This is a genomic window from Pseudonocardia halophobica, from assembly GCF_050948485.1.
Lineage (GTDB): Bacteria > Actinomycetota > Actinomycetes > Mycobacteriales > Pseudonocardiaceae > Pseudonocardia > Pseudonocardia halophobica.
Genome location: NZ_CP192046.1, coordinates 5,764,675 through 5,788,004 on the forward strand (window position 1 = coordinate 5,764,675; position 23,330 = coordinate 5,788,004).

At 73.3% G+C, this 23,330-nt stretch carries 24 protein-coding genes; 5 read left to right on the forward strand and 19 right to left on the reverse strand.

Annotated features, from left to right (window positions below):
- The first annotated feature begins 17 nt into the window (after nucleotides 1–17).
- Both ACQP04_RS27345 and ACQP04_RS27350 read left to right on the forward strand, forming a co-directional pair.
- A complete protein-coding gene (locus ACQP04_RS27345; protein ID WP_433503413.1) occupies nucleotides 18–1,061 on the forward strand; it encodes a magnesium and cobalt transport protein CorA in 1,044 nt (347 codons plus the stop codon).
- A gap of 353 nt (nucleotides 1,062–1,414) precedes the next feature.
- The gene (locus ACQP04_RS27350; protein WP_433503414.1) at nucleotides 1,415–1,660 is read left to right on the forward strand and encodes a hypothetical protein; all 246 of its coding nucleotides are present in this window, start codon (nucleotides 1,415–1,417) and stop codon (nucleotides 1,658–1,660) included.
- On the opposite strand, the gene ACQP04_RS27355 is transcribed toward ACQP04_RS27350, so the two are convergent.
- From ACQP04_RS27355 to ACQP04_RS27405, 11 genes are all read right to left on the reverse strand, one after another.
- Complete coding sequence (locus ACQP04_RS27355) at nucleotides 1,651–3,060, reverse strand: selenium-binding protein SBP56-related protein (protein WP_433503415.1); 1,410 nt, start codon at nucleotides 3,058–3,060, stop codon at nucleotides 1,651–1,653. The two genes, ACQP04_RS27350 and ACQP04_RS27355, sit on opposite strands and share 10 nt — an antisense overlap.
- Nucleotides 3,061–3,137: 77 nt before the next feature.
- Nucleotides 3,138–4,016, reverse strand: a complete 879-nt coding sequence (gene mutM / locus ACQP04_RS27360) for a bifunctional DNA-formamidopyrimidine glycosylase/DNA-(apurinic or apyrimidinic site) lyase (protein WP_433503416.1) — start codon at nucleotides 4,014–4,016, stop codon at nucleotides 3,138–3,140.
- A 29-nt stretch (nucleotides 4,017–4,045) separates the two neighbouring features.
- Nucleotides 4,046–4,789 (reverse strand): ribonuclease III, encoded by a 744-nt coding sequence (gene rnc / locus ACQP04_RS27365; protein WP_433503417.1) that lies wholly within the window; start codon nucleotides 4,787–4,789, stop codon nucleotides 4,046–4,048.
- Between the two features lie 7 nt (nucleotides 4,790–4,796).
- Nucleotides 4,797–4,979 carry a 50S ribosomal protein L32 gene (rpmF, locus tag ACQP04_RS27370; protein ID WP_081924191.1) on the reverse strand — a complete coding sequence of 61 codons (183 nt, stop codon included), beginning with the start codon at nucleotides 4,977–4,979 and terminating at the stop codon, nucleotides 4,797–4,799.
- 51 nt (nucleotides 4,980–5,030) lie between these two features.
- Nucleotides 5,031–5,615: a YceD family protein gene (locus ACQP04_RS27375; protein ID WP_433503418.1), complete on the reverse strand. Its 585-nt coding sequence runs from the start codon at nucleotides 5,613–5,615 to the stop codon at nucleotides 5,031–5,033.
- Between the two features lie 306 nt (nucleotides 5,616–5,921).
- Complete coding sequence (locus ACQP04_RS27380) at nucleotides 5,922–7,088, reverse strand: AAA family ATPase (protein WP_433503419.1); 1,167 nt, start codon at nucleotides 7,086–7,088, stop codon at nucleotides 5,922–5,924.
- Nucleotides 7,089–7,622: 534 nt separating this feature from the next.
- Nucleotides 7,623–8,465, reverse strand: coding sequence for an endonuclease domain-containing protein (locus ACQP04_RS27385; protein ID WP_433503420.1), 843 nt, complete (start codon nucleotides 8,463–8,465; stop codon nucleotides 7,623–7,625).
- Between the two features lie 807 nt (nucleotides 8,466–9,272).
- Nucleotides 9,273–10,019 carry a DivIVA domain-containing protein gene (locus tag ACQP04_RS27390; RefSeq protein WP_358201177.1) on the reverse strand — a complete coding sequence of 249 codons (747 nt, stop codon included), beginning with the start codon at nucleotides 10,017–10,019 and terminating at the stop codon, nucleotides 9,273–9,275.
- A 114-nt stretch (nucleotides 10,020–10,133) separates the two neighbouring features.
- Entirely contained in the window at nucleotides 10,134–10,616 is a 483-nt protein-coding gene (gene coaD / locus ACQP04_RS27395) for a pantetheine-phosphate adenylyltransferase (RefSeq protein WP_037046891.1), read from the reverse strand.
- Entirely contained in the window at nucleotides 10,613–11,206 is a 594-nt protein-coding gene (rsmD, locus tag ACQP04_RS27400; protein WP_433503421.1) for a 16S rRNA (guanine(966)-N(2))-methyltransferase RsmD, read from the reverse strand. The genes coaD and rsmD overlap by 4 nt, the downstream gene beginning before the upstream one ends.
- Before the next feature lie 79 nt (nucleotides 11,207–11,285).
- On the reverse strand, nucleotides 11,286–14,663 hold the full coding sequence (locus ACQP04_RS27405; RefSeq protein ID WP_433503422.1) for a pyruvate carboxylase: 3,378 nt from the start codon (nucleotides 14,661–14,663) through the stop codon (nucleotides 11,286–11,288).
- Nucleotides 14,664–15,084: 421 nt separating this feature from the next.
- Here ACQP04_RS27405 and ACQP04_RS27410 point away from each other — a divergent pair, with 421 nt between their 5' ends.
- Entirely contained in the window at nucleotides 15,085–15,786 is a 702-nt protein-coding gene (locus ACQP04_RS27410) for a hypothetical protein (protein WP_433503423.1), read from the forward strand.
- Between the two features lie 170 nt (nucleotides 15,787–15,956).
- Here ACQP04_RS27410 and recG read toward each other — a convergent pair whose 3' ends face one another.
- Entirely contained in the window at nucleotides 15,957–18,158 is a 2,202-nt protein-coding gene (gene recG / locus ACQP04_RS27415; RefSeq protein WP_433508451.1) for an ATP-dependent DNA helicase RecG, read from the reverse strand.
- A gap of 38 nt (nucleotides 18,159–18,196) precedes the next feature.
- The gene (locus tag ACQP04_RS27420) at nucleotides 18,197–19,762 is read right to left on the reverse strand and encodes a DAK2 domain-containing protein (protein WP_433503424.1); all 1,566 of its coding nucleotides are present in this window, start codon (nucleotides 19,760–19,762) and stop codon (nucleotides 18,197–18,199) included.
- Between the two features lie 158 nt (nucleotides 19,763–19,920).
- Here ACQP04_RS27420 and rpmB point away from each other — a divergent pair, with 158 nt between their 5' ends.
- Together rpmB and ACQP04_RS27430 are read left to right on the forward strand one after the other, a co-directional pair.
- Entirely contained in the window at nucleotides 19,921–20,112 is a 192-nt protein-coding gene (rpmB, locus tag ACQP04_RS27425; protein ID WP_037046883.1) for a 50S ribosomal protein L28, read from the forward strand.
- Between the two features lie 156 nt (nucleotides 20,113–20,268).
- Complete coding sequence (locus ACQP04_RS27430) at nucleotides 20,269–20,694, forward strand: hypothetical protein (protein WP_433503425.1); 426 nt, start codon at nucleotides 20,269–20,271, stop codon at nucleotides 20,692–20,694.
- A gap of 1 nt (nucleotide 20,695) precedes the next feature.
- Here the strand turns inward: ACQP04_RS27430 and ACQP04_RS27435 are convergent, their stop codons facing one another.
- Genes ACQP04_RS27435 through ACQP04_RS27460 form a run of 6 tightly spaced genes read right to left on the reverse strand, consistent with a single transcriptional unit; the run spans nucleotide 20,696 to nucleotide 23,320 of the window.
- Nucleotides 20,696–20,902 (reverse strand): hypothetical protein, encoded by a 207-nt coding sequence (locus ACQP04_RS27435; protein WP_433503426.1) that lies wholly within the window; start codon nucleotides 20,900–20,902, stop codon nucleotides 20,696–20,698.
- A gap of 37 nt (nucleotides 20,903–20,939) precedes the next feature.
- Nucleotides 20,940–21,620, reverse strand: a complete 681-nt coding sequence (locus ACQP04_RS27440) for a uracil-DNA glycosylase (protein ID WP_433503427.1) — start codon at nucleotides 21,618–21,620, stop codon at nucleotides 20,940–20,942.
- The gene (locus ACQP04_RS27445; protein WP_433503428.1) at nucleotides 21,620–22,144 is read right to left on the reverse strand and encodes a gamma carbonic anhydrase family protein; all 525 of its coding nucleotides are present in this window, start codon (nucleotides 22,142–22,144) and stop codon (nucleotides 21,620–21,622) included. Before ACQP04_RS27445 ends, ACQP04_RS27440 begins: the two co-directional genes overlap by 1 nt.
- A 9-nt stretch (nucleotides 22,145–22,153) precedes the next feature.
- Nucleotides 22,154–22,528: a monovalent cation/H(+) antiporter subunit G gene (gene mnhG / locus ACQP04_RS27450; protein WP_433503429.1), complete on the reverse strand. Its 375-nt coding sequence runs from the start codon at nucleotides 22,526–22,528 to the stop codon at nucleotides 22,154–22,156.
- Nucleotides 22,525–22,791 carry a monovalent cation/H+ antiporter complex subunit F gene (locus ACQP04_RS27455; protein WP_379566026.1) on the reverse strand — a complete coding sequence of 89 codons (267 nt, stop codon included), beginning with the start codon at nucleotides 22,789–22,791 and terminating at the stop codon, nucleotides 22,525–22,527. The genes mnhG and ACQP04_RS27455 overlap by 4 nt, the downstream gene beginning before the upstream one ends.
- Before the next feature lie 34 nt (nucleotides 22,792–22,825).
- Nucleotides 22,826–23,320, reverse strand: a complete 495-nt coding sequence (locus ACQP04_RS27460; RefSeq protein ID WP_433503430.1) for a Na+/H+ antiporter subunit E — start codon at nucleotides 23,318–23,320, stop codon at nucleotides 22,826–22,828.
- Nucleotides 23,321–23,330: the final 10 nt, after the last annotated feature.

Consider the following 23,330-nt stretch of genomic DNA (forward strand, 5'->3'; position numbering starts at 1 on the left):
GAGTCGCAGGTGGGGAGGTGTCCGTATTGTCCGTCGTGGACAACGCGGTGTACGTCGAGGGCCATCGGGCCGAGGAGCCCGACTCTCTCGACCGGACGGTCGAGACCCTCCGGCGCTGCGGCGACGGCAAGGAGACCTTCTGCTGGATCGGGCTGCTGCGCCCGGGGCCGGACGACATCAAGGCGATCGAGGACGAGTTCGGGCTGCACGAGCTCGCCGTCGAGGACACCCTGCACGGCCACCAGCGCCCCAAGCTCGAGCGCTACGGCCACACCGAGTTCGCCGTGCTCCGCCCGGCGCGGTACGTCGACGATCGGGAGGAGGTCGAGCTCGGCGAGATCCACCTGTTCCTCGGCCCGGACTTCGTGGTCACCGTGCGACACGCCGAGGAGCCCGACCTCGCCGCCGTGCGGCAGCGCCTCGAGCACGACCCGGAGCTGATGGCGCACGGGCCGTTCGCGGTGTTCTACGCCGTGCTCGACAAGGTCGTCGACGACTACGGCCCGGTGCTCGACGGCCTGCAGGACGACGTCGACCAGATCGAGAGCCAGGTCTGGAGCGGCGATCCCGCGGTGTCGCGGCGCATCTACCAGCTCTCCCGCGAGGTCCTCGAGTTCCAGCGCGCGGTCGACCCGCTCGCCGAGATCTTCGAGGAGCTGCGCACCCGCTTCGGCAAGCAGAGCACCACGCCGGACCTCGAGCTGCGCCGGCTCGTGCGCGACGTCCAGGACCACGCCACCCGCGTCCGCGAGCGCACACAGGGCCTGCGCGACATGCTCGCGAACATCCTCACGGTCAACTCCACGCTCGTCGCCCAGCGGCAGAACGAGGAGATGACCCGGTTGACCGAGGCCGGGTACGTGCAGAACGAGCAGATGAAGAAGGTGTCGTCCTGGGCGGCGATCGCCTTCGCCCCGAGCCTCGTCGCCGGCGTCTACGGGATGAACTTCGCGCACATGCCGGAGCTGGAGTGGCAATTCGGCTATCCGTTCGCCATCGGGTTGATGGTGTTGCTCGGCCTCCTGCTCTACCTCGGCTTCAAGCGCCGCGGCTGGCTCTAGACCGGATGCGATCTTCCCCAGGTCAGGGGCACTTTCTCTCTGCTCCGGGGACGAAACGTCCCGGGTGCTCGCAGCGAGTAGTGGACTAAGCGCGCGGAGGCGGCCACGCGCCGAGGCGGTTGTCGTCGTCGGGGGGACCGATGTGGGACGAACGGTGGCTCGCGCACGCACTTCTGGAGTTCACGGACACGCTCGGCGGCCGGTTGACGAGGACGAGTTCGCCCGGCGGCTGTCCCGTCGCTCCGGTGAACTGGCCGGCGTCGGCTGCGGCGGCGTGGCGCTCGCGGCGGCCGAGGGCGAGCTGTGGCTCGCCGATCCGGCGCCGCGCGCAGGGTTCCTGCGAGATCCGGGTCGTGGCGGTCGACGCCGGCACGGTCGAGCTCGTCGCGGTCGTGCCCGGCGGGCAGGTCCGCACCCGCTGCTCCGGCGCCTGCACGGGCATGCGCACCACGACCTCCGACGGCACCTCCTCGGTCCGGTTCACCGCAGGCGCCGGCGCCGAGGTCGCCGTGAACGACCTGGCGCTCGACGTCCGAGAGGCGAGCGCAGGCCGCGGCCGTCCTGCGACTGACCGCGGGGTGACCGGATCTCAGCGGTAGCAGTAGCTGTCCGACGAGGCGTCCCCGCCCTGCAGCCGGACCTGGTGCACCCGCAGGCCCCGGAACTCGTCGCCGCGGGGGAAGAAGCGCTGGTCGAGGGTCATCCCGCCGTCGGGCCCGACGTCCGCCTTCGCCATCCACGCGCCCACGCCGTCGGGGTAGAACTGGTCGTCCCAGGCGCCGTAGAGGGAGTTCGTGAAGTAGACGCGGCGGCCGTCCCGGCTGACCTCGACCATCTGCGGGCCGCCGGACAGCGGCAGGTCGGGGGCCGCCGGGTGCGGAACGCGGCCGACGATCCCGCCGAGCCGGACCGAGCCCACCTCGCGCGGGTCGGCCGGGTCGCCGACGTCGAACTGCTTGAGCTCGCCGGTGCCCCAGCAGGAGACGTAGAGGAACCGGTCGTCGACCGAGAGGTCGATGTCGGTGATCAGCGGCGGCACCGCGGAGAACGGCTTCAGGGCGGGCGGGAGCAGGTCGGGATCGGCGGGCTCGGCCGGGACCGTGATCACCTTCTCGACCCGCCACTCGTCGCCGTCGAGGAACCACCGCCAGATCGACCCCGACAGGTCCTCGGTCGAGATCACGACGCCCACGAAACCCCAGGTCGCCTCGGGATCGTGGCTGGGCCGCACCTCGAGCGCCATCTGGTGCTGCGCGCCCAGGTCGAGGCGCTGGAGGTGGCGGCCCTCGGCCAGGTCCCAGACGTGGATGGCGTGCCCGTACTCGTTGCCGAGCAGGAGCTCGGGCACCACGCCGTCCTCGATCATCGACGGGTGGCCCCACTCGCTGGAGATCAGGACGTTGCGGTTCAGGTGCCACCAGGCGTCGTAGGCCAGCTCCTGCGGGCCGCGGTCCGTCTCCCACGCCCGGACCACCTCGAACGTCGTGTGGTCGAGCAGCGCGATCCCGCCGGGCCCGTCGTCGTTCCCCTGCGGTCCGCCGATGCAGGTGAGGAACACGCCGTCGGGCCCGCAGTGCATGGTGTGCGGCCGCGAGTACCCGGCCGCCTCGGACAGGTCCTTGGCCGTGACCGTGCGGACCACCCGCGGGGCGCGCGGGTCGGGCACGGTGTCGAGGACGTGGATGTTCGACGACCGCAGGCCCGGGACCAGCAGGAACCGTCGCGCGAGGCCGTTCGTGTCGTGGCCGGCGTGGGCGAGGGCGGAGGAGCAGGCGTTCCAGCCGAAGTGGTGCAGCTCGTCGCCGGTGCCGGGCATGTCCGTCCAGCCGACGACCCGACCGTAGGTCTCGGCGTCCGGGTCGACGTCGACCACGGCCATCGCGTCCGGCCGTTCGGCGGTGCGGTCGAACGCGGCGACGTACGCCAGTCGCTCGGGCGGTGCGGCCGCGGCCTCGGCGGCGGAGCGGTAGAACGTCGGGTCGGTGACCGGCTGCGACATGGGACGACCTCCTCGTTACCCGGAGAAATCGTCCACACTTCGCCGCACCCGGGGCCCGGTCAAGGGCTCGTCCGGGATCAGCGGACGGCGCGAGGGCGCGGCTGGCAGCGCGGGCAGGAGAAGGAGCTGCGGTTCATGAACGCCTCGCGGCGGATCGGGGTGCCGCAGCGGCGGCACGGCTCGTCCGTGCGGCCGTAGACCGCCAGCGAGCGATCGAAGTAGCCCGAGGCGCCGTTCACGTTGACGTACAAGGCGTCGAACGACGTGCCGCCCTGGTCGAGGGCCTCCGCCATCACCTCGGAGGCGGCTTCGAGCACCGCCATGCCCTGCTTGCGCGTGAGCTTCTCGGTCGGCCGCGCACCGTGCAGCCGCGCGCGCCAGAGCGCCTCGTCGGCGTAGATGTTGCCGATCCCGGACACCACGGTCTGGTCGAGCAACGCCCGCTTGATCTCGGTGCGGCGGCGGCGCATGCCGGCCACCGCGTCGTCGAGCGAGAACAGCGGGTCCATCGGATCCCGCCCGATGTGCGCGACGGGCTCGGGCAGCAGCCCGCCGCCCGCCCCCTCGGTGAGCGGGTGGACCGACAGCCCGCCGAAGGTCCGCTGGTCGACGAACCGCAGCTCGGGGCCCTCGTCGTCGAACCGCAGACGGATCCGGAGGTGCTTCTCGTCCGGCCGGTCCGGGGTGGCGACGAGCATCTGGCCGCTCATGCCCAGGTGGGCGAGGATCGCGTCGTCCCCCGGCCCGGCGCTGTCCAGCTCGAGCCAGAGGTACTTGCCGCGGCGGCGGGCCGCGCTGATCGTGCGCCCCTTCAGCCTGGCGGCGAAGTCCTCGCCGCCGGTGACGTGCCGGCGCACCGCGCGCGGGTGCGCGACGGTGACCTCGGCGATGGTGCGGTCGAGGACGTGATCGGCGAGACCGCGCCGGACCACCTCGACCTCGGGAAGCTCGGGCACGTCAGCTCCGGGCGGTCAACTCTGGGCCGTCAACTCTGGGCCCGGGCCGACTTCTGCGTCTCGTCCGTGATGGTGCGCCAGGCGAGCGCGGCGGCCTTCTGCTCGGCCTCCTTCTTGGTGCGCCCGTCCCCCGAACCCAGCTCGCGCCCCCCGACGACCGCGGTCGCCGTGAAGGTCTTGAGGTGGTCGGGGCCCTCCTCGGCGATCCGGTACTCCGGCACGCCGAGCCCCTCCGAGGCCGTGAGCTCCTGGAGGCTGGTCTTCCAGTCCAGGCCGGCCCCGAGCAGCGGGGCGCCCTGCAGCAGGTCGCCGAACAGCCGGTGCACCAGCGACCGGGCCGTCTCCAGCCCGTGGTCGAGGTAGACCGCGCCGATCAGGGCCTCGGTGGCGTCGGCCAGGATGCTCGCCTTGTCCCGGCCGCCGGTGAGTTCCTCACCACGGCCGAGATAGATGTAGGCGCCCAGCCCGTACTCGGACAACGTCGCCGCCACGCCCGCGAGCGCGTGCATGTTGACCACGCTCGCCCGCAGCTTGGCGAGCTGCCCCTCGGGCAGCTCCGGGTGGTCCCGGTAGAGCCGCTCGGTGACGATGATGCCGAGCACCGAGTCGCCCAGGAACTCCAGCCGCTCGTTGGTCGGCAGGCCACCGTGCTCGTAGGCGTACGAGCGGTGCGTGAGGGCGAGGGTGAGCAACTCGGCGCCGATCTCGACGCCGAGTGCCTCCAGCAGCGGGGTGCGGTCCTCGCGGGGCCCCGTGACGCTCTTGTCGCCCACCGGCAAATCAGGCCGGACGGACGACCTGACGACCGTCGTACTGCCCGCAGACGGGGCAGGCGACGTGCGGCGGCTTCAGCTCGCCACAGGCGCGGTTGTTGCAGGCGACGAGGGTCGGCGCGGTGGCCTTCCACTGCGCCCGACGAGAGCGCGTGTTGGACCGCGACATCCGGCGCTTGGGTACGGCCACGGCAGATCTCCTACGGTTGTGCTCGAGAGGTCTTACGACATCGAAACGTCTTCAATCGGAAGGCAGGCGCTCACGCAGAGCGGCCCACCGGGGATCCAGTGTCTCATGCCGGTGGTCGGGCCCGAGATCGGCCCGTCGTCCGCCGCACTCGGGGCACAGACCTGGGCAGTCGTCCCGGCACAGCGGAGCGAGCGGGAGCTCGAGGACGATCGCGTCCCGCACCGTCTGCTCGAGGTCCACGTGCTCGTCGACGACCCGCGGGATCTCGTCCTCGTCGGTCGTCTCCTCGGTGACGCTGTCCGGGTAGGCGAACAGCTCCTCGATGCGCACCTCGAGGTCCTCGTCCAGCTCGTCGAGACACCGGGAGCACTCGCCCGCCAGCTGCGCGGAAGCGGTCCCCGACACGTAGACGCCCTCGCTCACCGACTCCAGGCGCAGGTCCAGCTCGACGGGGCTGCCCGGCGGCACGGCGAGGACGCCGACCAGGCCGATCGCCTCGTCGGCACGCTCCGCGCCCGGTCCGGGGACGGACCGGGTGACGGTGCGCATGATGCCCGGACGACGGCCCATCTCACGGGTGGAGAACACCCAGGGGCTGGTCTCGGGGCGGGGTTCGGGGGCGCGGTTCGTGCTCATGACTCGCGCGAGGATACGCGCAGTCCACGACCCGCAGTCCACGACCCGCAGTCCACGACCCGCCGTCCACACCAGCCGCACCCCCACCCCCGCGAGTCGGCAGATCCGGCACCGCGAGTCGGCAGTTCCGGCACCGCGAGTCGGCAGATCCGGTAGCGCGAGTCGGCAGATCCGGCACCGCGAGTCGGCAGATCCGGTAGCGCGAGTCGGCAGATCCGGCACCGCGAGTCGGCAGATCCGGTAGCGCGAGTCGGCAGTTCCGGGTCACCGGAGCGGCGATCCGGGGAGACGGACGCCGCCCTCCGCTCAGCGGCGCACGTGCGCCGGGAAGGCCTCGGCGACGGCGGCGGCGAGCTCCAGGAAGGCGTCCCGCGTGGCCGGGCGCAGCCGGCCCTGGTCGATCCGCCCGCCCGTCGCGAGGTGGGGGTCGTGCGGCACCTCCACCACGGCGCGGCAGCGGCCGCCGAAGTGCTCCCGCAGCGCCGGGGCGTCGATCTCACGGCCCGCACGCCCGACCAGCACCACGACCGCGTCGGCGACGAGCCCCTCGTGCCCGTGCGCGACGAGCCAGTCGAGGGTCTTGCTGGCCCGGCCGGCCCCGTCGACCGTCGGCGCGCCGACGACGACGAGCGAGTCGGCCACGTCGAGCGTCCCGGACATCGCCGAGTGGACCATGCCGGTCCCGGAGTCGGTGATCATCACGCTGAAGTACCGGGCGAGCGCCTCGTCGACCCGCAGGTACTCGTCCCGGGTGAACGCCTCCCCCGCCGCGGGGTCCTGCTCGGAGGCGAGGACCTGCAGCCGGCCGGCGAGGCTCGTGTAGCGCGAGACGGCGGTCCAGGAGTCGACGGCGCCGAGGTCGTCGAGCAGGTCGCGGACTGTCCGGTCGCTGTGCCCGGTCAGCCGGTCGGCGAGCGTGCCGGCGTCGGGGTTGGCGTCGAGCGCGAGGATGCGGTCGCCGCGGTACTCGGCGAGCGCGAGGCCGAGGCACGCGGTCACGGTCGTCTTGCCGACGCCGCCCTTCAGCGAGGTCACCGCGACCCGGTGCGTCCCGGCGAGGTGGCTGCGCACCCGCGCCAGTCGGTCCTGGGCGGCGAGCTGCGCCGCACTGGGGCCGGGGTCGATCCGGCCGAGCGTCGCGGTGTGCAGGATCTTGCGCCAGCCGCGGTCGGGCACCGGGCCGCGCGCCCGGACCAGCGAGTCCGGGTCGAACGACCGCAGGTGCGCCGGTCCGGCGGCGCGCCGCGGCTCCGCACCGACCGCGGGCAGCCCGGAGGGATCGGTGAACCATGCCCCGGCCTCGCCGCCCTGCCGCTGCGGGTAGGCCATGCGGGGCGGCTCGCGCCCGTCGTCGGCCGCCCTGTCGTCCGCCACCGTCGTCTCCCTCTCACCGGACCCCGTCGGCTCGCCGTGCAGGCGGTGGCCGTACCGCTCCCACCAGGTCGCCGGATCCGGCTCGTCGTGGCGGGCCATGCGCGCAGAGTAGTCCGTTCGGCACAGCGTGTTGAGACGATTGACCGGATAGTGATCTACTGTGCGCCGACTTCGCCCGCCGCCGACCATGATCGTCGGTCCAGTGCGATGAGGGTCTCTGATACCGCCGCCGATGCACGCGAAGGCCGATCACGAGGCCTGCGGCCGGTCGCCGCGGCCATGATCGTCGACTCGGTGCAGCGATGGTCGTCGACTCCGCCGTCAGCGCCCGCAACTGGCGATCACGCCCCCGCGGGCCGGCCAGCGCGAGAAGCGAGCTGATCATGATCGTCGGCTCGGTATAGCCACGGCGGCAGCCGCCGCCTTGAGTGCACGCGATCGTCGATCACGACACCGCCAGTAGCGCTGGGCTGGTCGGCCATGATCGTTGACGTGGTGCAGCAGGGGTCGTCGGGCCTGCCCCAGTGCACGGAACTGGCGATCACGTGCCGCAACGCGCCCACCCTTCAACATGATCGTCGGTTCGGTGCAGTCGCGGTCCTCGACGCCGCCGTAAGTACACGCGGTCGCCGATCACGACGCCGCGAGGAGTGCTCCGACCTCCCGCGCGATCCGGTCCGGCTCGTGCAGCACGGTCCACGAGGCGAACCGAACCACCCGCCAGCCAGCGCGGGCGAGGAACGCCTCTCGTTCCAGATCCCGCCGCGCGTGCTCGGCCTCGCGGTGGTGCGGGCCGTCGTGCTCGACGCCGAGCAGCGCCTCCGGGTACGCGAGGTCCAGCCGGTGCGGCCCCACCCGGTGCTGGACCCGCGGACGTGGGAGCCCTGCCAGGTGCAGCGCGACGCGGATCCGCGACTCCATGGGCGACTCCGCCCGCGGGTCGACGAGCCGGAGAACCTCCGCGAGATCGGCATTGCCGTGTGCGCCGAGGTGCCGTCGCCACAGCGAGCGGATCCGGTCGACCTCGAGCCGCCAGACGTGGGCCACCGCGTCCACACCCGCGACTCGTTCGACGAGGTCCGGAGCCCACCTGGCCACGTCGAAGGCCGTCCGGGCCGGCGTCGTGACCACCACCCCGGCCCGGTGCGTGGTCTCGTCGCTCCACAGCCCGGTCCGCCGGAGCAGGACACCCGCCGGCGGCCTCGTTGTTCCGGCGCGGACGATCAGGTCGACGGGCGCGTCCCGGGGCCCGCACGACGCACCGAGCAGCTCCGCGGCGGCCCAGCCGGCCACGACGGCGCCCTCCCCCGCCCACACCGCGGCCGCCCGGGCGCGCAGTGCGAGATCGACGGACAGGTCTGCCGGCACGTAGACGTCGGGCAGGAGTCTGCGGAAGCGCGGCCCGCGCAGCGCGCCGCGGGTGAGCGAGCCGGTGGCCGTCGCCTCCGAGCCGCGGAAGGGTAGGGAGAGATCCATGCGCGCTCGGACGGCAGCGCGATCGCGCCGGTTCCGCGGCTCTCGAATCCGGCACCGCCCACCGCGCCCGGAAGGGCCTCAAGAGGTCCCTGGCCCCGTGAACTCAGGGCAGCGAAGCTCACCATCAGTGCACGTGTAACGCGATCATGATCGACCCGTGATCGGCGATGCCCTGCGCTCAAGCCCCCGGCCCACCGCGCTGGGAGCGTCTCGACGCCGGCTCGAGTTGTCGCCAGTTCCATGCACTCGGGGCAGCGGGTCTCACCATCACTGCCCAAAGACGATCACGGCAGACAGCCTCCCCCCGTGATCGGCGATGCCGTGTGCTCAGGGCAGGCGAGCCCACCCTTGCTGCACGCCATCAACGATCACGACCGCGTCTTCCGGGGGAACCGAGCTCTGAGGCGGCTGAGCCCGCCGAGCCCGGAGACGTCCCGATACCGGCTCGGAAGATCGCTGATCTGGTGCACTCGGGCTGCCCGCCCCACCATCCCTGCACGACAAAGACGATCATGACCGCCAAGCACGCCGCATCATCAGTGATGCCCTGCGCTCAGGGCAGCCGGGCTCGCCCCCGCTGCACGCCAACAACGATCACGACAACCTCGCCCGGTGATCGGTGAAGTCGTGCCCTCAAGGCAGCCGAGCCCACGCTCGCTGCACCTGAACGGCGATCTTGCCCGGCGACCGCCACCCCATGATCAGCGCTGCCGTGCACCCACGGCGCTCCACACAACCCTCAGCGCACACAACCGACGATCACCGTCGACAAGTACGCGACCTGGCTAGACGAACGAACACCGGCGCTCAGTCGATCAGGTCCATCCCCGTTCCCGTCCGCCCGTGCAGGGCGGTGGCGGGGGTGCCGTTGGGCGAGCCACCCTTCCACAGCTGGCTGCGACCCCGGCTGACGGTGCGCAGCGCCTTGGTGAGGGTGTCCTCGAACTCGGCGAGCTTGGCGTCGACGTAGCCGTCGCACTCGCGGCGCAGCCGGTCGGCCTCGCCGTCGGCGGTGTCGACGATCCGCGCCGCCTCGGTGTGCGCCGCCCGGACGACCTCGGTGCCGGACACGAGCCGGGCCTGCTCGGCCTGCCCGTCGGCGACGTAGCGGTCGTGCGTGGTGCGGCCGGCCTCGGCGAGCCGGTCGGCGTCGTGCCGGGCCCGCTCGGTGAGCTCCTCGTACTCCTGCCGGCCGTCGGCGATCATCGTGTCCGCCTCGTGTCGGGCGTCGGCCAGGGTGCGTTCGGCCTCCTCGCGGGCCTCGGCCACCAGCCGTTCGGCCTCGGCGCGGGCCTCGGCGAGCATCTCCTCGGCTTCGGTCGACGCGGCGGTCCGGGTCTCCTCGGCCTCCCGCTCGGCCTCGCCGACGATCTCGTCGCGCCGGTCGAGGACGTCCTGGGCGTCGTCCAGCTCGCCCGGGACGGCCTCGCGGAGGTCGTCCAGCAGGTCGAGGACGTCGCCGCGCGGCACCACGCAGTTGGCGGTCATGGGGACGCCCCGCGCCTCCTCCACCACCGTCACCAGTGCGTCGAGCGACTCGAAGACCCTGTACACGGCCGCGATCCTCTCACCGGCCCGCCCGGGATCCCCGTATTCGCGACGCCAGGGCGTGTCAAGTTCCGACCGGGTGATCGCCGGCATAGACCGCGCGACACCCGGGTACGGGCCTCAGCTGCGCTCGGCGATCCGGTCGAGGAGCTGGCGGTGTACCGAGGGCGGGAGCAGGTGCGCGACGTCGCCGCCGTAGGTCGCGACCTCCTTGACCAGCGAGCTGGACAGGAAGCTGAACTCGGGGTTGGTCGACATGAACAGCGTGTCGACGCCCGAGAGGCGCTGGTTCATCTGCGCCATCTGCAGCTCGTAGTCGAAGTCGGTGACGGCGCGCAGGCCCTTGACGATGGCCTTGATGTCGTGCGCGCGGCAGTAGTCGACCAGCAGGCCGTGGAAGGAGTCCGCGCGGACGTTCGGGAGGTCGGCCGTCGTCTCCTCGAGCATCGCGATGCGCTCCTCGACGGAGAACAGGCCCTGCTTCTTCTTGTTGATCAGCACGGCGACGACGACCTCGTCGAACAGGCCGGCGGCCCGCGAGATGACGTCGAGATGGCCGAGCGTCACGGGGTCGAACGAGCCGGGACAGACCGCGCGCCTCATCGCTGCGCCTCAGCTGGCATGGCCGGACCGTAACAGCCGCCGACGTGGATCACGGTGTCCCCGTAACGACGCTCACGCACGCCTTCGAGCGGTTCCGGCCAGGGGAAACCGGCGGCGCGGGTTCCGCCTGACCGGCCCCGCTCGACGATCACCACGGCGTCGTCGGCCAGCCAGCCGTGCGTGGCGGCCGCGTGCAGCCAGGCGGCGACCTCGTCGTCGGTCACGGCGTAGGGCGGGTCGACCAGCACGAGGTCGAACGGCCGGGGCGCGGGCCCCGCGAGGACCGTCCCGGCCGTGCCGAGCCGGACCTCCCCGCCCAGCCCGACGGTCGCGAGGTTGCGCCGCAGCACCCCCGCCGCCTTCCGGTCGGACTCGACGAACAGGGCGTGCGCGGCCCCGCGGGAGAGGGCCTCGAGCCCGAGGGCCCCGGTGCCCGCGCAGAGGTCGAGCACCGCGGCGCCCTCGAGGCCCGGGTCGTGGTCGAGCGCGGAGAACAGCGCCTCGCGCACCCGGTCCGAGGTGGGGCGGGTGCCCGAACCCGGCACCGCGAGCCGCCGCCCGCGGGCGCGCCCCGCGATGATCCTGGTCACCGCGCCCACCTCCGATCGCTCGAACGGCACTCTCGTGCAGTCCTAGCGCACGAGAGCGCCGTTCGTGCCGTCGGGTCGGCTACTCGATCTCCAGCAGCAGGTCGCCGCCCTCCACCTGCTGGACCTTGCCGATGGCGAGCCGGGAGACCGTGCCGCCGCGCTGGGCGGAGATGCTGGCCTCCATCTTCATCGCCTCGATGGTGGCGACGGTCTGGCCGGCGGACACCGCGTCGCCCTCGCCCACCTGCAGCGTGACGACGCCGCCGAACGGCGCGGCGACGTGGTGGTCGTTGCCCCGCTCGGCCTTCTCCGCGACCTTGACGTCCGTCTGGATCGACTGGTCGCGCACCGACACCGGCCGCAGCTGCCCGTTGAGCGTGGTCAGCACGGTCCGGTAGCCCCGCTCGTCGGGCTCGGAGATCGCCTCGAGCTCGATGAGCAGCGTCACGCCCTGCTCGAGGGTGACCGTGTGCTCGATGTCCGGCTCGAGGCCGTAGAAGAAGTCCTTCGTCGACAGCACGCTGGTGTCGCCGTAGTGCTCCCGGTGGGCGTCGAACTCCTTGGTCGGGGCGGGGAACAGCAGCCGGTTCAACGTCTGGCGGCGCTCGTCGCGCAGCCCGCGCCGGTCCTCGATGCTCAGCTCGGGGTGCTCGGCCTCCGGCGAGCGGCCCTCGAGCGCCCGGGTCCGGAAGGGCTCCGGCCAGCCGCCGGGCGGGTCGCCCAGCTCGCCGCGCAGGAACCCGATCACCGAGTCCGGGACGTCGAACTTGCCCGGGTCGGACTCGAAGTCGTCGGCCGTGACCCCCGCGCCGACCAGGTGCAGGGCCAGGTCACCGACGACCTTGGACGACGGCGTGACCTTGACCAGCCGGCCCAGCATCCGGTCCGCGGCGGCGTAGCAGTCCTCGATCAGCTCGAACCGGTCCCCCAGCCCGAGCGCGATCGCCTGCTGACGCAGGTTGGACAGCTGACCGCCCGGGATCTCGTGGGTGTACACGCGGCCGGTCGGCGAGGCGAGCCCGGACTCGAACGGCGCGTAGACCTTCCGCACCGCCTCCCAGTACGGCTCCAGGTCCGAGACCGCCTGCAGCGACAGCCCCGACGCCCGCTCGGTGTGGTCGGTCGCCGCGACCAGTGCCGACAGCGAGGGCTGGCTGGTGGTGCCGGCCATCGAGGCGACCGCGCCGTCGACGGCGTCGACGCCGGCGTCGATCGCCGTGATCAGCGTGGCCAGCTGGCCGCCCGCGGTGTCGTGGGTGTGCAGGTGCACCGGCAGGTCGAACCGGCTGCGCAGCGCCTCGACGAGCGTGCGCGCGGCGGGCGGGCGCAGCAGCCCGGCCATGTCCTTGATCGCCAGGACGTGCGCGCCGGCCTCGACGATCTGCTCGGCCAGGCGCAGGTAGTAGTCGAGGGTGTAGAGCTTCTCGCCGGGGTCCGACAGGTCCGCGGTGTAGCAGAGCGCCACCTCCGCGACCGCGGTCCCGGTCTCGCGGACCGCCTCGATGGCCGGGCGCATCTGCGAGATGTCGTTGAGCGCGTCGAAGATCCGGAAGATGTCCATGCCGGTCCTCGCGGCCTCGGCGACGAACGCGTCCGTCACCTCGGTCGGGTACGGCGTGTATCCGACGGTGTTGCGGCCGCGCAGCAGCATCTGCGTGCAGATGTTCGGCACGGCCTCCTTCAGCGCGGCCAGCCGCTCCCACGGGTCCTCGGCGAGGAACCGCAACGCGACGTCGTAGGTCGCGCCGCCCCAGCACTCCAGGCTGAGCAGCTCCGGCGCCATCCGCGCGACGTGCGGGGCCACCGCGAGCAGGTCCCGCGTGCGGATCCGGGTGGCCAGCAGGGACTGGTGGGCGTCCCGGAACGTGGTGTCGGTGACCGCCACGGCCTTCTGGTCGCGCAGCCGCTGCGCGAACTTCTCCGGGCCGAGCTCGCGCAGCAGCTGGGCGGACCCGGCGGGCGGCTCGGCGTTCAGGTCGACCGGAGGCAGCTTGTCGACGGGCTCGACGACCTCGGGCCGCGGACCGTTCGGCCTGTTCACCGTGGTCTCCGCCAGGTACGCCAGCATGCGCGAGCCGCGGTCGGCCGACGGGCGCGCCTTGAGCAGCTCCGGCCGGTCCTCGATGAAGCTGGTGGTGATCCGCCCCGCGGCGAAGTCCGGGTCGTCGAGGACCGCGGCGAGGAACGGCAGGTTCGTGGAGACGCCGCGGATCCGGAACTCCGCGATCGCCCGGCGGGCGCGCCGCACGGCGTTGGCGAAGTCGTGGCCGTGGCAGGTCAGCTTGACCAGCATCGAGTCGAAGTGCGCGGAGACCTCGGCGCCCGTGTGCACCGTGCCGCCGTCGAGCCGCACGCCGGGGCCGCCGGGCGAGCGGTAGGCGCTGATCACGCCGGTGTCGGGGCGGAACCCGTTGGCCGGGTCCTCGGTGGTCACGCGGCACTGCAGCGCCGCGCCGGAGAGGGTGACCTCGTCCTGGGTCAGGTGCAGCTCCGGCAGCGTCATCCCCGAGGCGATGCGCAGCTGGGCGATCACCAGGTCGCGGTCGGTGACCTGCTCGGTGACCGTGTGCTCGACCTGGATGCGCGGGTTCATCTCGATGAAGACGTGGTTGCCGCGCTCGTCGACCAGGAACTCGACGGTGCCCGCGTTGCGGTAGCCGATGTGCCGGGCGAAGTTCACGGCGTCGGCGCAGATGCGCTCGCGCAGCTCGGGGTCCAGGTTCGGCGCCGGCGCGATCTCGACGACCTTCTGATGGCGTCGCTGCACCGAGCAGTCCCGCTCGAACAGGTGCACGACGTCGCCCTCGCCGTCGGCCAGGATCTGCACCTCGATGTGGCGGGGGTTCACCACCGCCTGCTCCAGGAACACGGTCCCGTCGCCGAAGGCCGACTCGGCCTCGCGCGAGGCGGCCTCGACGGCGTCGCGCAGGTCGCTCGGCTTCTCCACCCGTCGCATGCCGCGCCCGCCGCCACCGGCGACCGCCTTGACGAAGATCGGGAACCCGACGTCGTCGGCTGCGGCGAGCAGGGTCTCCACGTCGTCCGAGGGTTCCGACGACTTCAGCACCGGCACCCCGGCCTCGCGCGCGGCCGCGACCGCGCGGGACTTGTTGCCGGTCAGGTGCAGGACCTCCGACGGGGGCCCGACGAAGGTGATGCCGGCCTCGTGGCAGGCGGCGGCCAGATCGGGGTTCTCGGACAGGAAGCCGTAGCCCGGGTAGACGGCGTCGGCCCCGGCCTTCTTCGCCGCCTTGATGATCTCCTCGACCGACAGGTAGGCGCGGACGGGGTGGCCGCGCTCGCCGATCTGGTACGACTCGTCGGCCTTCGCCCGGTGCAGCGAGTTGCGGTCCTCGTAGGGGAACACCGCCACCGTCGAGATCCCCAGCTCGAAGGCGGCCCGGAACGCCCGGATCGCGATCTCGCCACGGTTGGCCACCAGCACTTTCGAGAACATCCGGCTCCCTGGTCCGTCGGACGTGACGCGCGTCCGCGCCGCGGTGGCGGCGGGGACGGGGAATCGTGGCACGCGGCCCGAACACCCGTCGACCGCAGAACCACCAGATGGGACAGGGTGCGCGGAGTGCGCAACCGGCCCGTCCGCGGCGGACCGGCTGAGACGTCGCTGAGATCGGCCGGAGCGGCGAGTGCGGCCGACCGGGGCATTCCCCCGCAGGGTCGATGCACGTCACCACCCGTTCGGGTACCAAGGAGGAATGACACGGCGTCCGCATCACCCGGGCGGCTTCGGCGGGCCCGGCGGCTACGGCCGGGGGCACGGTTCCCGCTGGGAGAATCCGGGTGAGCGGACCGCGCGACGCGTGCGCCGGATGGCGTCGGGACCGCCGCACCGGCACCACGGTCCGTACCGCCCCGGGATGGCCGTGCCGTCGCCGTGGATCGCGCTCCCGCTGATCATCCTGCTCGTGGGGCTGGTGGGCAGCGCCGCGGCCGCGACCGCCTTCGCCGCGGTGTCCTTCTCCCCCCTGTTCCTGCTCGCCGTCGTCGCGATCACCGCACACCGGGCCGGGCGGCGCCGCCCGATCCCGCCGCCGCCGGTCGCGGCGCCCCGCCCGCAGGCCCCGCCGGCGCCGCCGTGGGCGCAGGCCCGGGCGCGGTTCGACCGGTTGCGCGAGGAGTACACGGCCTACGAGTGCGACCCGATGGCCGTGCTCCGCCTGCCCGCCCTCGCGGACGTCTCGGTGCCCAGCACCGGGCGGTTCGTCGAGGCGTTCGCCGAGGCCCAGGCGCTCGACACCGACCACCGGCCCGCCGACCGCCACCACGCGGAGATGTTCGTCGCGGCCGTCGACCGGGCGGTGCGGGCGTGGGAGGCCGCGCGCGACGCGGCAGAGCGGATCCGGCACTCCTCGCTGTCGGCCTCGGAGCGCGCGTCGGTGGAGCGGGCGATCAAGCTGCTGACGACCGCACGGGACTCGGACAACGACGCCGAGCGGCTCGCCGCGTACGCGATGGCCCGGTCCGAGCTCGCCCGGCTCGAGAAGGCGGGCGTGGTGCACCTGCCGCGCGCCGCCGTGGCCGCACTGGAGAACGAGGGCCGGGGCCAGCTCAGCGCATAGCCCCGCGAGTCGGCGGTCTGGGGGCACCGAGATACACATCCCGGGATGTTCCGAGATGTGCACTTCGGACACCTGAAACTCCCGACTCGCGGTGCCGGAACTCCCGACTCGCGGTGCCGGAACTCCCGACTCGCGGTGCCGGAACTCCCGACTCGCGGGGAGTCGGCGGGCTACACCTTGTCGAGGTAGGCGGCGGCCTCCTCGTCCCCCACCGTCTCGGCGACGAGGGCGCGGAGGCCGGGGTGGTTCCCGAGGCCGGGGTCGGAGGCGACCAGCCGGGCCGCGGAGAGCCGCGCCGCCGAGATGACCTTCTCGTGCCGCAGCAGCGACAGCAGCTTGAGCCCCGAGCGCCGCCCGGACTGCGAGGAGCCCAGGATGTCGCCCTCCCGGCGCAGCTCCAGGTCCAGCCGCGCGAGCTCGAACCCGTCCGTGGTGGAGGCGATGGCGTCGAGCCGCTCGCGGGCCGTGGTGCCGCCCGGCATGTCCGTGACCAGCAGGCACACCCCGGGCGCCGACCCACGACCGACGCGGCCGCGGAGCTGGTGCAGCTGGGAGAGCCCGAACCGGTCCGCGTCCATGATGATCATCCCGGTGGCGTTGGGGACGTCGACGCCCACCTCGATCACCGTCGTGGCCATGAGGACGTCGAGCTCGGCGGCGTCGAACGCGCGCATGACCGCGTCCTTCTCCTCCGCCGGCAGCTTGCCGTGGAGGATCCCGATCCGCAGCCCCGCCAGCGGCCCCTCGGCCAGCTTGGGCCCGATGTCGAGCACCGCCAGCGGTGGGCGGCGCTCGCCGTCGTCCCCGTCCGCCCCGGCGTCGTCCGGATCGTCGGCGTCCTCGGGGTCCCGGCCCTTCTTCTTCGACGCCGCGGCGTACTCCCCGCCCACCCGCGGGAACACGACGTAGCACTGGTGGCCCGCCGCGACCTCCTCGCGGATGCGCGCCCAGACCCGCTCCAGCCAGCTCGGCTTCTCCCCCGCCGGCACCACCGTGGTCCTGATCGGCGACCGCCCCTTGGGCAGCTCGGTGAGCGCCGAGACCTCCAGGTCGCCGTACACCGTCATGGCGACGGTCCGCGGGATCGGCGTGGCCGTCATGACCAGCAGGTGCGGGGTGCGCTCGCCGCGGCCGCGCAGCGCGTCCCGCTGCTCGACGCCGAAGCGGTGCTGCTCGTCGACCACCACGAGGCCGAGCTCGGCGAAGCCCACCGTGTCCTCGATGATCGCGTGCGTCCCGACGACGATCCCCGCGGCCCCGGACTGGATGTCCAGCAGCGCCTGCCGCCGCTCGGCCGTGGACATCGAGCCGGTGAGCAGCGTGATCCTCGTGGCTCGGTCCGACGAGCCGAGCTCGCCGCCGTTGCCGAGCGGCCCGAGCATCGCCCGCAGCGACCGCGCGTGCTGGGTGGCCAGCACCTCCGTGGGCGCCAGCATCGCGGCCTGCCGCCCGTTGTCGACGACCTGCAGCATCGCCCGCAGCGCGACGACGGTCTTGCCCGCGCCGACGTCCCCCTGCACGAGCCGGTTCATCGGCAGTGGCCGGCCGAGGTCGTCCGCGATCTCCTCGCCGACCGACTTCTGCCCGGCGGTGAGCGGGAAGGGCAGGATCGCGTCGAAGGCCTCGAGCAGCCCGCCCGCCTTGCGCGGCGACGGCGCCGCGGGCCGGTGCATCGCCCGCTCCCGCTGCAGCGACAGCGCGAGCTGGACGCCGAACGCCTCGTCCCACACCAGCCGGCCCTTCGCCGCGTGCCGGTCCGCCTCGGACTGCGGCACGTGGATCTTGCGCAGCGCGGCGCCCAGCGGCATGAGCTCGTGCTCGTGCCGCAGGTCCTCGGGCAACGGGTCGGTCGGGTCGTCGAGCAGGGCGAGCACCTGGCGGACGCTGCGGGCGATCGCCTGGGACCGGACGCCCTTGGTGGCCGGGTAGATGGAGATGTACGGCCGGTCCTCGGCGTCCTCCTCCAGCTCCTCGAACTCGGGGTGGGTGAGCTGCAGCGTGGTCTGCCGGCCGGTGCGGAAGACCGAGACCGTGCCGGAGAACATCAGCGTGCGCCCCACCTGGATGAAGGACTGCACCTTCTGCGCGTTGAAGAAGGTGCACGACAGGGTGGCGCCCTTGGCGTCCCGGATCGTGCAGTTCATCAGCTTCCCGCGCCGGGTGCGCATGGGACGGGTGGTCGCCGACTGCACCGTGGCGATCACCGTGACGTACTCGCCCACCTCGAGCCCGGCGATGTCGGTGAGCTTGCCGCGCTCGACGTACCGGCGCGGGTAGTGCCGCACCAGGTCGCCGACGGTGTGCAGCTCGAGCTTGCCGCCCAGCGCGTTCGCCGAGGTCCTGCCGATCACGTCGATCAGCCGGGTGTCCATGTCGATCTTCGGCGCGTCGATCCTCTCGGGAGCCACCACTACTCCACCCCCAGCACCAGCGGGAAGTCCACCTGGCCACCGCGGTAGACCACGACGTCGACCTCCGGGTGGGTGCGGCGCAGGTCCTCCGCCAGGCCGCTGCCCAGCTCCTCGGGGGCGTCCGCCCCCAACAGCGCGGTGACGAGCTCACCACCCGGAGTCAGCATGCGGTGAGCCAACCACAGGGCACCGACAGTCAGGTCGGGGGCGATCAGCACGACCTCGCCCTCGCTCATCCCGAGCACCTCGCCCGGTGCGCACCGGCCGACCCAGGTGAGCGCCTCCGCCTCCGCCACCACGAGCCCGCCGGTCCGGGTGCCGGCGGCGGCCTCGGCCATGGCGACGACGTCGTCGGCGGCGTTGCGGGACAGGTCGTGCACGGCGAGGGCGGCGAGGCCCTGCGGCACGGACGTCGTGGGGACGACGACCACCTCGCGGCCCTCGTCCCGCGCCGCGCCGGCGACCCGGGAGGCCAGGTCGAGCAGGCCGACGTCGCAGGTCATGAGGGCGACGTGCGCGGCGCCGGTGGCCTCGACGGAGTCGGCCAGCTCCCTGCCGGAGACGGTGTGCCCGGGCCGGGTCTCCAGCACGTCCGCCCCGGCCGCGCGGGCGAGCTCGGCCACCCCGGCCCCCGAGGCGATCATCAGCACCGCGCGCGGCCGCCGGAAGGTGGGGCGTTCGGGCTCGGGCGGACGGTCGTCGAAGCGCATGACGGTGACCCGGTGCGGCCGGCCCGCCTCGATCCCGGCCTCGATCGCCGCACCGACGTCCGTGCAGTGGACGTGCACGTTCCAGGTCCCCGACCCGTCGCCGACGACGACCACGGAGTCCCCGAGCGAGGTGAGCCGGGCGCGCAGGGCGGTCACCGCGTCGTCCGTGGTCCGGTCGAGGAGGTACATGACCTCGCTGTCGTACTGCTCCGACCCGGACTCGCGGGCCGCGGTGAGCGCCGCCCGGTCCCGGACGACCACCCGCGAGCGCTCGGGGACCCGGCCCGCGCAGGCCTCGACCAGGGCGTCGAGCACCACGGCGACGCCGAGCCCGCCCGCGTCGACCACTCCGGCCCGGCTCAGCTCGGCGAGCTGGCCCGTGGTGCGGGCGACGGCCGCGTGGGCGGCGTCGGCGACCGCGACCGGGTCCCCGTCGAGCTCGGCGGCCGCCTCGGCCGCGGCGGCGATGACGGTGAGCATGGTGCCCTCGCGCGGCTCGGCGACCGCGGCGGTGGCCAGCTCGGAGGCCCGGCGCAGTGCGCCCGCGAGGTCCTCGCCCGCGCCGAGCGCCTCGGCGAGCCCGCGCAGCAGCTGGGAGAGGATGGTCCCGGAGTTCCCGCGGGCGCCGCGCAGCGCACCCTTGGCCAGCGCCGCGGCGACCTCCGCGGCGTCGCCCGACCCCTGGTCGACGGCGTCGGCGCCGGCCCGCATGGTGAGGAGCATGTTGGTGCCGGTGTCCGCGTCGGCGACCGGGAAGACGTTGATCCCGTCGAGCTCGCCGCGGTGCCGGTCGAGCCCCGCCACGGCGGCGGCGGCCCAGCGCCGGAGCAGGGCGGCGTCGAGCGTCGGGGGCACGCGTTCACCCTAGCGAGCGGGCGCGTCGGGCGATCGCGGTCCGTCGCGGGCGGGGGGCCGGTGGGAGGACCGGCGGACGGGCGGTTACGCTGGACGACACGTGCCCGGGGTTACCCGGGCCTCGCATCGTTGTCTGTCTACCCCGAGGAGTGTCCGACGTGGCTGCCGTCTGCGACGTCTGCGGCAAGGGTCCGGGCTTCGGCATGTCCGTCTCGCACTCGCACCGCCGTACCCACCGTCGCTGGAACCCGAACATCCAGACCGTGCGCGCCAAGGTCGACGGTGGCAACCGTCAGCGCCTGAACGTGTGCACCTCCTGCCTCAAGGCGGGCAAGGTCGCGCGCGCCTGACGGCGAGCGACCCGCGAGACACGAACGGGGCGGCCTCCTCCACCGAGGAGGCCGCCCCGTCGTCGTGCGCCGCGGGTGGCCGAGGAGACCTCGACCGGGACCGGGTACGAGGGTTAGCCTCACCTCAGTCGACGTCGACCTGAGGGAGGCCTGCCGGTGGGGCTGCGACTGCCGCTCGGCGAGGTGACGGTGATCCTGGGCCCGGCCGTGGCCCGGCGCCGGCTCATGTACTCGCTGGACGAGGACCGGGCCCGATGTGCCGACGGGCACGAGACCGGCGCCCTGCGCCTCACGGCCCGCGTGGCGGACCCGCTGGCGGAGCGCATGGCCATGATCGAGCGTGCCGCCGCGTCCGACGCCGCGCTCGTGCTGGTCGACCGCCTCACGGACGGCCTGGACGCCCCGGAGCGGCGGCTGGTGCTGCGCGCGGCCCGGCGGCTCGCCCGGCCGGACCGTGCGGTGCTGGTGGAGGACGCCGACCCGGTGGCGGCGCTGGCGCTGGCGGACGGCGCGCTCCGCACCGACCGGCAGGGCGCCGTCGCGGCGGAGCCGATCGACGCGGTCGACTACCTGGCCTCGTAGGTCAGGCAGTCCGCGACGTCCTGGTCCTCCCCGATCTCGACGGACGGGGCGTGCACTCGAGGTTCTCGTTGTGCCGGCACTCGGACCGGTGGCAGGCGCCGACCATGCCGTTGCGGCCGAGCCCGCCGCGGAACGAGATCTCGACGAAGGTGCCGCAGTGCGCGTGGTCGCCGCCGATGGCGGCGTGATCCGGGCACACCTCGCGCACGCGGGGGAGATTGTGAACCAGGACACACACGCCCGGGTTACGGCAGGCGCCAGTCGACGGGGTCCCCGCCGATCTCCTCGAGCAGGTCGTTGGCCCGGCTGAAGGGCCGCGAGCCGAAGAACCCGCGGTCCGCCGACATCGGGCTCGGGTGCGCCGACTCGATGATCGGGACGTCGACGAGCAGCGGCGCAAGGTTGCGCGCGTCCCGCCCCCACAGGATCGCCACCAGCGGCTCCGCATCCCGCTCGACCAGCGCGCGGATCGCCTGCTCGGTGACCGCCTCCCAGCCCTTGTCGCGGTGCGAGCCGGGCGAGCCGGGCTCGACCGTGAGGCACCTGTTGAGCAGCAGCACGCCCTGCTTCGTCCACGGCGTGAGGTCGCCCGACGACGGCAGCGGCAGCCCCAGGTCCTCCTGGTACTCCTTGAAGATGTTGATCAGGGAGCGCGGCAGCGGGCGGGTGTCGGCGGACACCGAGAAGGACAGCCCGACGGCGTGCCCCGGCGTCGGGTAGGGGTCCTGGCCCACGATCAGCACCCGGACCTCGTCGAACGGCTGTTGGAAGGCCCGCAGGACGTTCGCGCCGGCGGGCAGGTACTTCCGGCCGGCGGCGAGCTCAGCGCGCAGGAACTCCCCCATCTCCGCGACGACGGGCGCGACGGGCTCCAGCGCCTGCGCCCAGCCCTCCTCGACGACCTCGGCCAGCGGCTTGGCGGCCATCAGACGTCCAGCCGGCGCAGCTCGGCGCGGAACCGCTTGCCCCGCTGCACGTACGAGTCCACGGCGTACCGGAACCGGTCCTCCGGCACCTCGTAGCCCTCGCGCACGCGCGCCGGGATGCCGAGCGCCATCCGCCGGGGCGGGATCACGGCGTTGGGCGAGACGACGGCACCCGCGGCGACGATCGCGCCCTCGCCGATCGTCGAGCCGTTGAGCACGACCGAGCCCGACGAGATCAGCACCTTGTCGGCGATGTCGGCGGCCTCGATGTGCACGTTGTGCCCCACGGTGCAGTCGTTGCCGATCAGCGTGGGCTGCCGGGCCGTGGTGTGGATGATCGAGCCGTCCTGGATGCTCGTGCGCTCGCCGACCACGATGTAGCCGTCGTCGCCGCGGAGCACGGCGGTCGGCCACACCGACGCCTGCGCCCCCAGCGTCACGTTCCCGATCACGACCGCGTCCGGGTGGACGTAGGCCTCGGGATGGATGTCGGGTTCGACGTCACCGAGCGCATAGACAGCCACGGTCGGAGCCTACTTTCGCCCGGCGGGCCCGCCCTCCCGGGCCTCGCGCTCCATCCGTTCCGCCAGCTCGTCGACGACGAGGGCGTCCCGGTCGAGCGTGCCCGTCCGGTAGGCCGAGCGGGCCACGATCTGCGAGATCACCGGGGCGGTGACGGCCTGGAAGAGGATCACCAGGATCAGCGTGGCGGCGTTCTCGAACTCCAGCCGGATCGCCGTGCCCAGCAGGATCAGCAGCAGACCGAGGGTCTGCGGCTTCGTCGCGGCCTGCAGCCGGGCCGGCAGGTCGGGCAGCCGGACCAACCCGAGCGCGCCGAGCAGGCAGGACAAGGCGCCGAGCAGCAGGAACACGGCCGACACGACGTCGGTGGCCACCTGCCCGTTCACCGGTGCCGCTCCCAGCGCTCGACGAGCCGGGCCGCGGTGACCGACCCCACGAACCCGACGAGCGCGACGGCCGCCATCAGCGGGATCGTCGACCCGTCGCGGTAGATGGCGATGTAGACCGCCGAGGCGGCGACGATCAGGACCACGAACACGTCGAGCGCGGCGACCCGGTCCAGCGTGCCCGGCCCGCGCAGCACGCGCGCGACGGTGATCAACGCCGCCGCCGCGAGCATGCCGAGGACCAGCGCGAAGACGATGTTCATGCCGCCTCCGCGGGAAGAAGTACGTCGGCGGCGGTCATCGCTTCTCCCCCAGGGTTCGCATCATCCGGTCCTGCAGCCGCTCCATCTGCCGGCGCACGCGCGAGGCGTCGGCCGGCCCGCGCAGGCCCAGCGTGTACACGTACAGGCGGCCGCCCGCCCGGTCGATCTGCAGCACCACGCTTCCCGGGGTCAGAGCCGTCGCGGCGGCGACGAAGGTCGTGATCCGCTCGGACTCCGTCAGCAGCGGCACGGCGACGATCCCCGCCCGCGCGCCCGGGCCGTACCGGAGCGTCTCCCACGCGACCTGCGCGCCGGAGACCACCAGGTCGCCCAGCAGATAGCCGCCGAGTTGCAGCAGTGCCCACGGCCGGAAGGGCAGCCGCGGCAGCAGCGGCAGCGGGAACAGCGCGGTCACGGCGACCGCCACCAGGACCCCGCCGATCACGATCTTCACCGAGATCGTGCCCCAGAGGAGGACCCAGACGACGGTCAGCCAGAGCACCTGCGGCCAGCGGCGCAGCACGGTCATCCCAGCCCCC

Coding starts and splice junctions, on each gene's coding strand:
- ACQP04_RS27380 (WP_433503419.1), bottom strand. CDS start 7,088: ATGGCCCGCCACGACGAGCCGGATCCGGCGACCTGGTGGGAGCGGTAC.
- ACQP04_RS27375 (WP_433503418.1), bottom strand. CDS start 5,615: ATGAGCACGAACCGCGCCCCCGAACCCCGCCCCGAGACCAGCCCCTGG.
- ACQP04_RS27405 (WP_433503422.1), bottom strand. CDS start 14,663: ATGTTCTCGAAAGTGCTGGTGGCCAACCGTGGCGAGATCGCGATCCGG.
- ACQP04_RS27355 (WP_433503415.1), bottom strand. CDS start 3,060: ATGTCGCAGCCGGTCACCGACCCGACGTTCTACCGCTCCGCCGCCGAG.
- ACQP04_RS27460 (WP_433503430.1), bottom strand. CDS start 23,320: ATGACCGTGCTGCGCCGCTGGCCGCAGGTGCTCTGGCTGACCGTCGTC.
- ACQP04_RS27455 (WP_379566026.1), bottom strand. CDS start 22,791: ATGAACATCGTCTTCGCGCTGGTCCTCGGCATGCTCGCGGCGGCGGCG.
- ACQP04_RS27440 (WP_433503427.1), bottom strand. CDS start 21,620: ATGGCCGCCAAGCCGCTGGCCGAGGTCGTCGAGGAGGGCTGGGCGCAG.
- coaD (WP_037046891.1), bottom strand. CDS start 10,616: ATGAGGCGCGCGGTCTGTCCCGGCTCGTTCGACCCCGTGACGCTCGGC.
- recG (WP_433508451.1), bottom strand. CDS start 18,158: ATGGACACCCGGCTGATCGACGTGATCGGCAGGACCTCGGCGAACGCG.
- ACQP04_RS27410 (WP_433503423.1), top strand. CDS start 15,085: ATGGCCGTGCCGTCGCCGTGGATCGCGCTCCCGCTGATCATCCTGCTC.
- ACQP04_RS27385 (WP_433503420.1), bottom strand. CDS start 8,465: ATGGATCTCTCCCTACCCTTCCGCGGCTCGGAGGCGACGGCCACCGGC.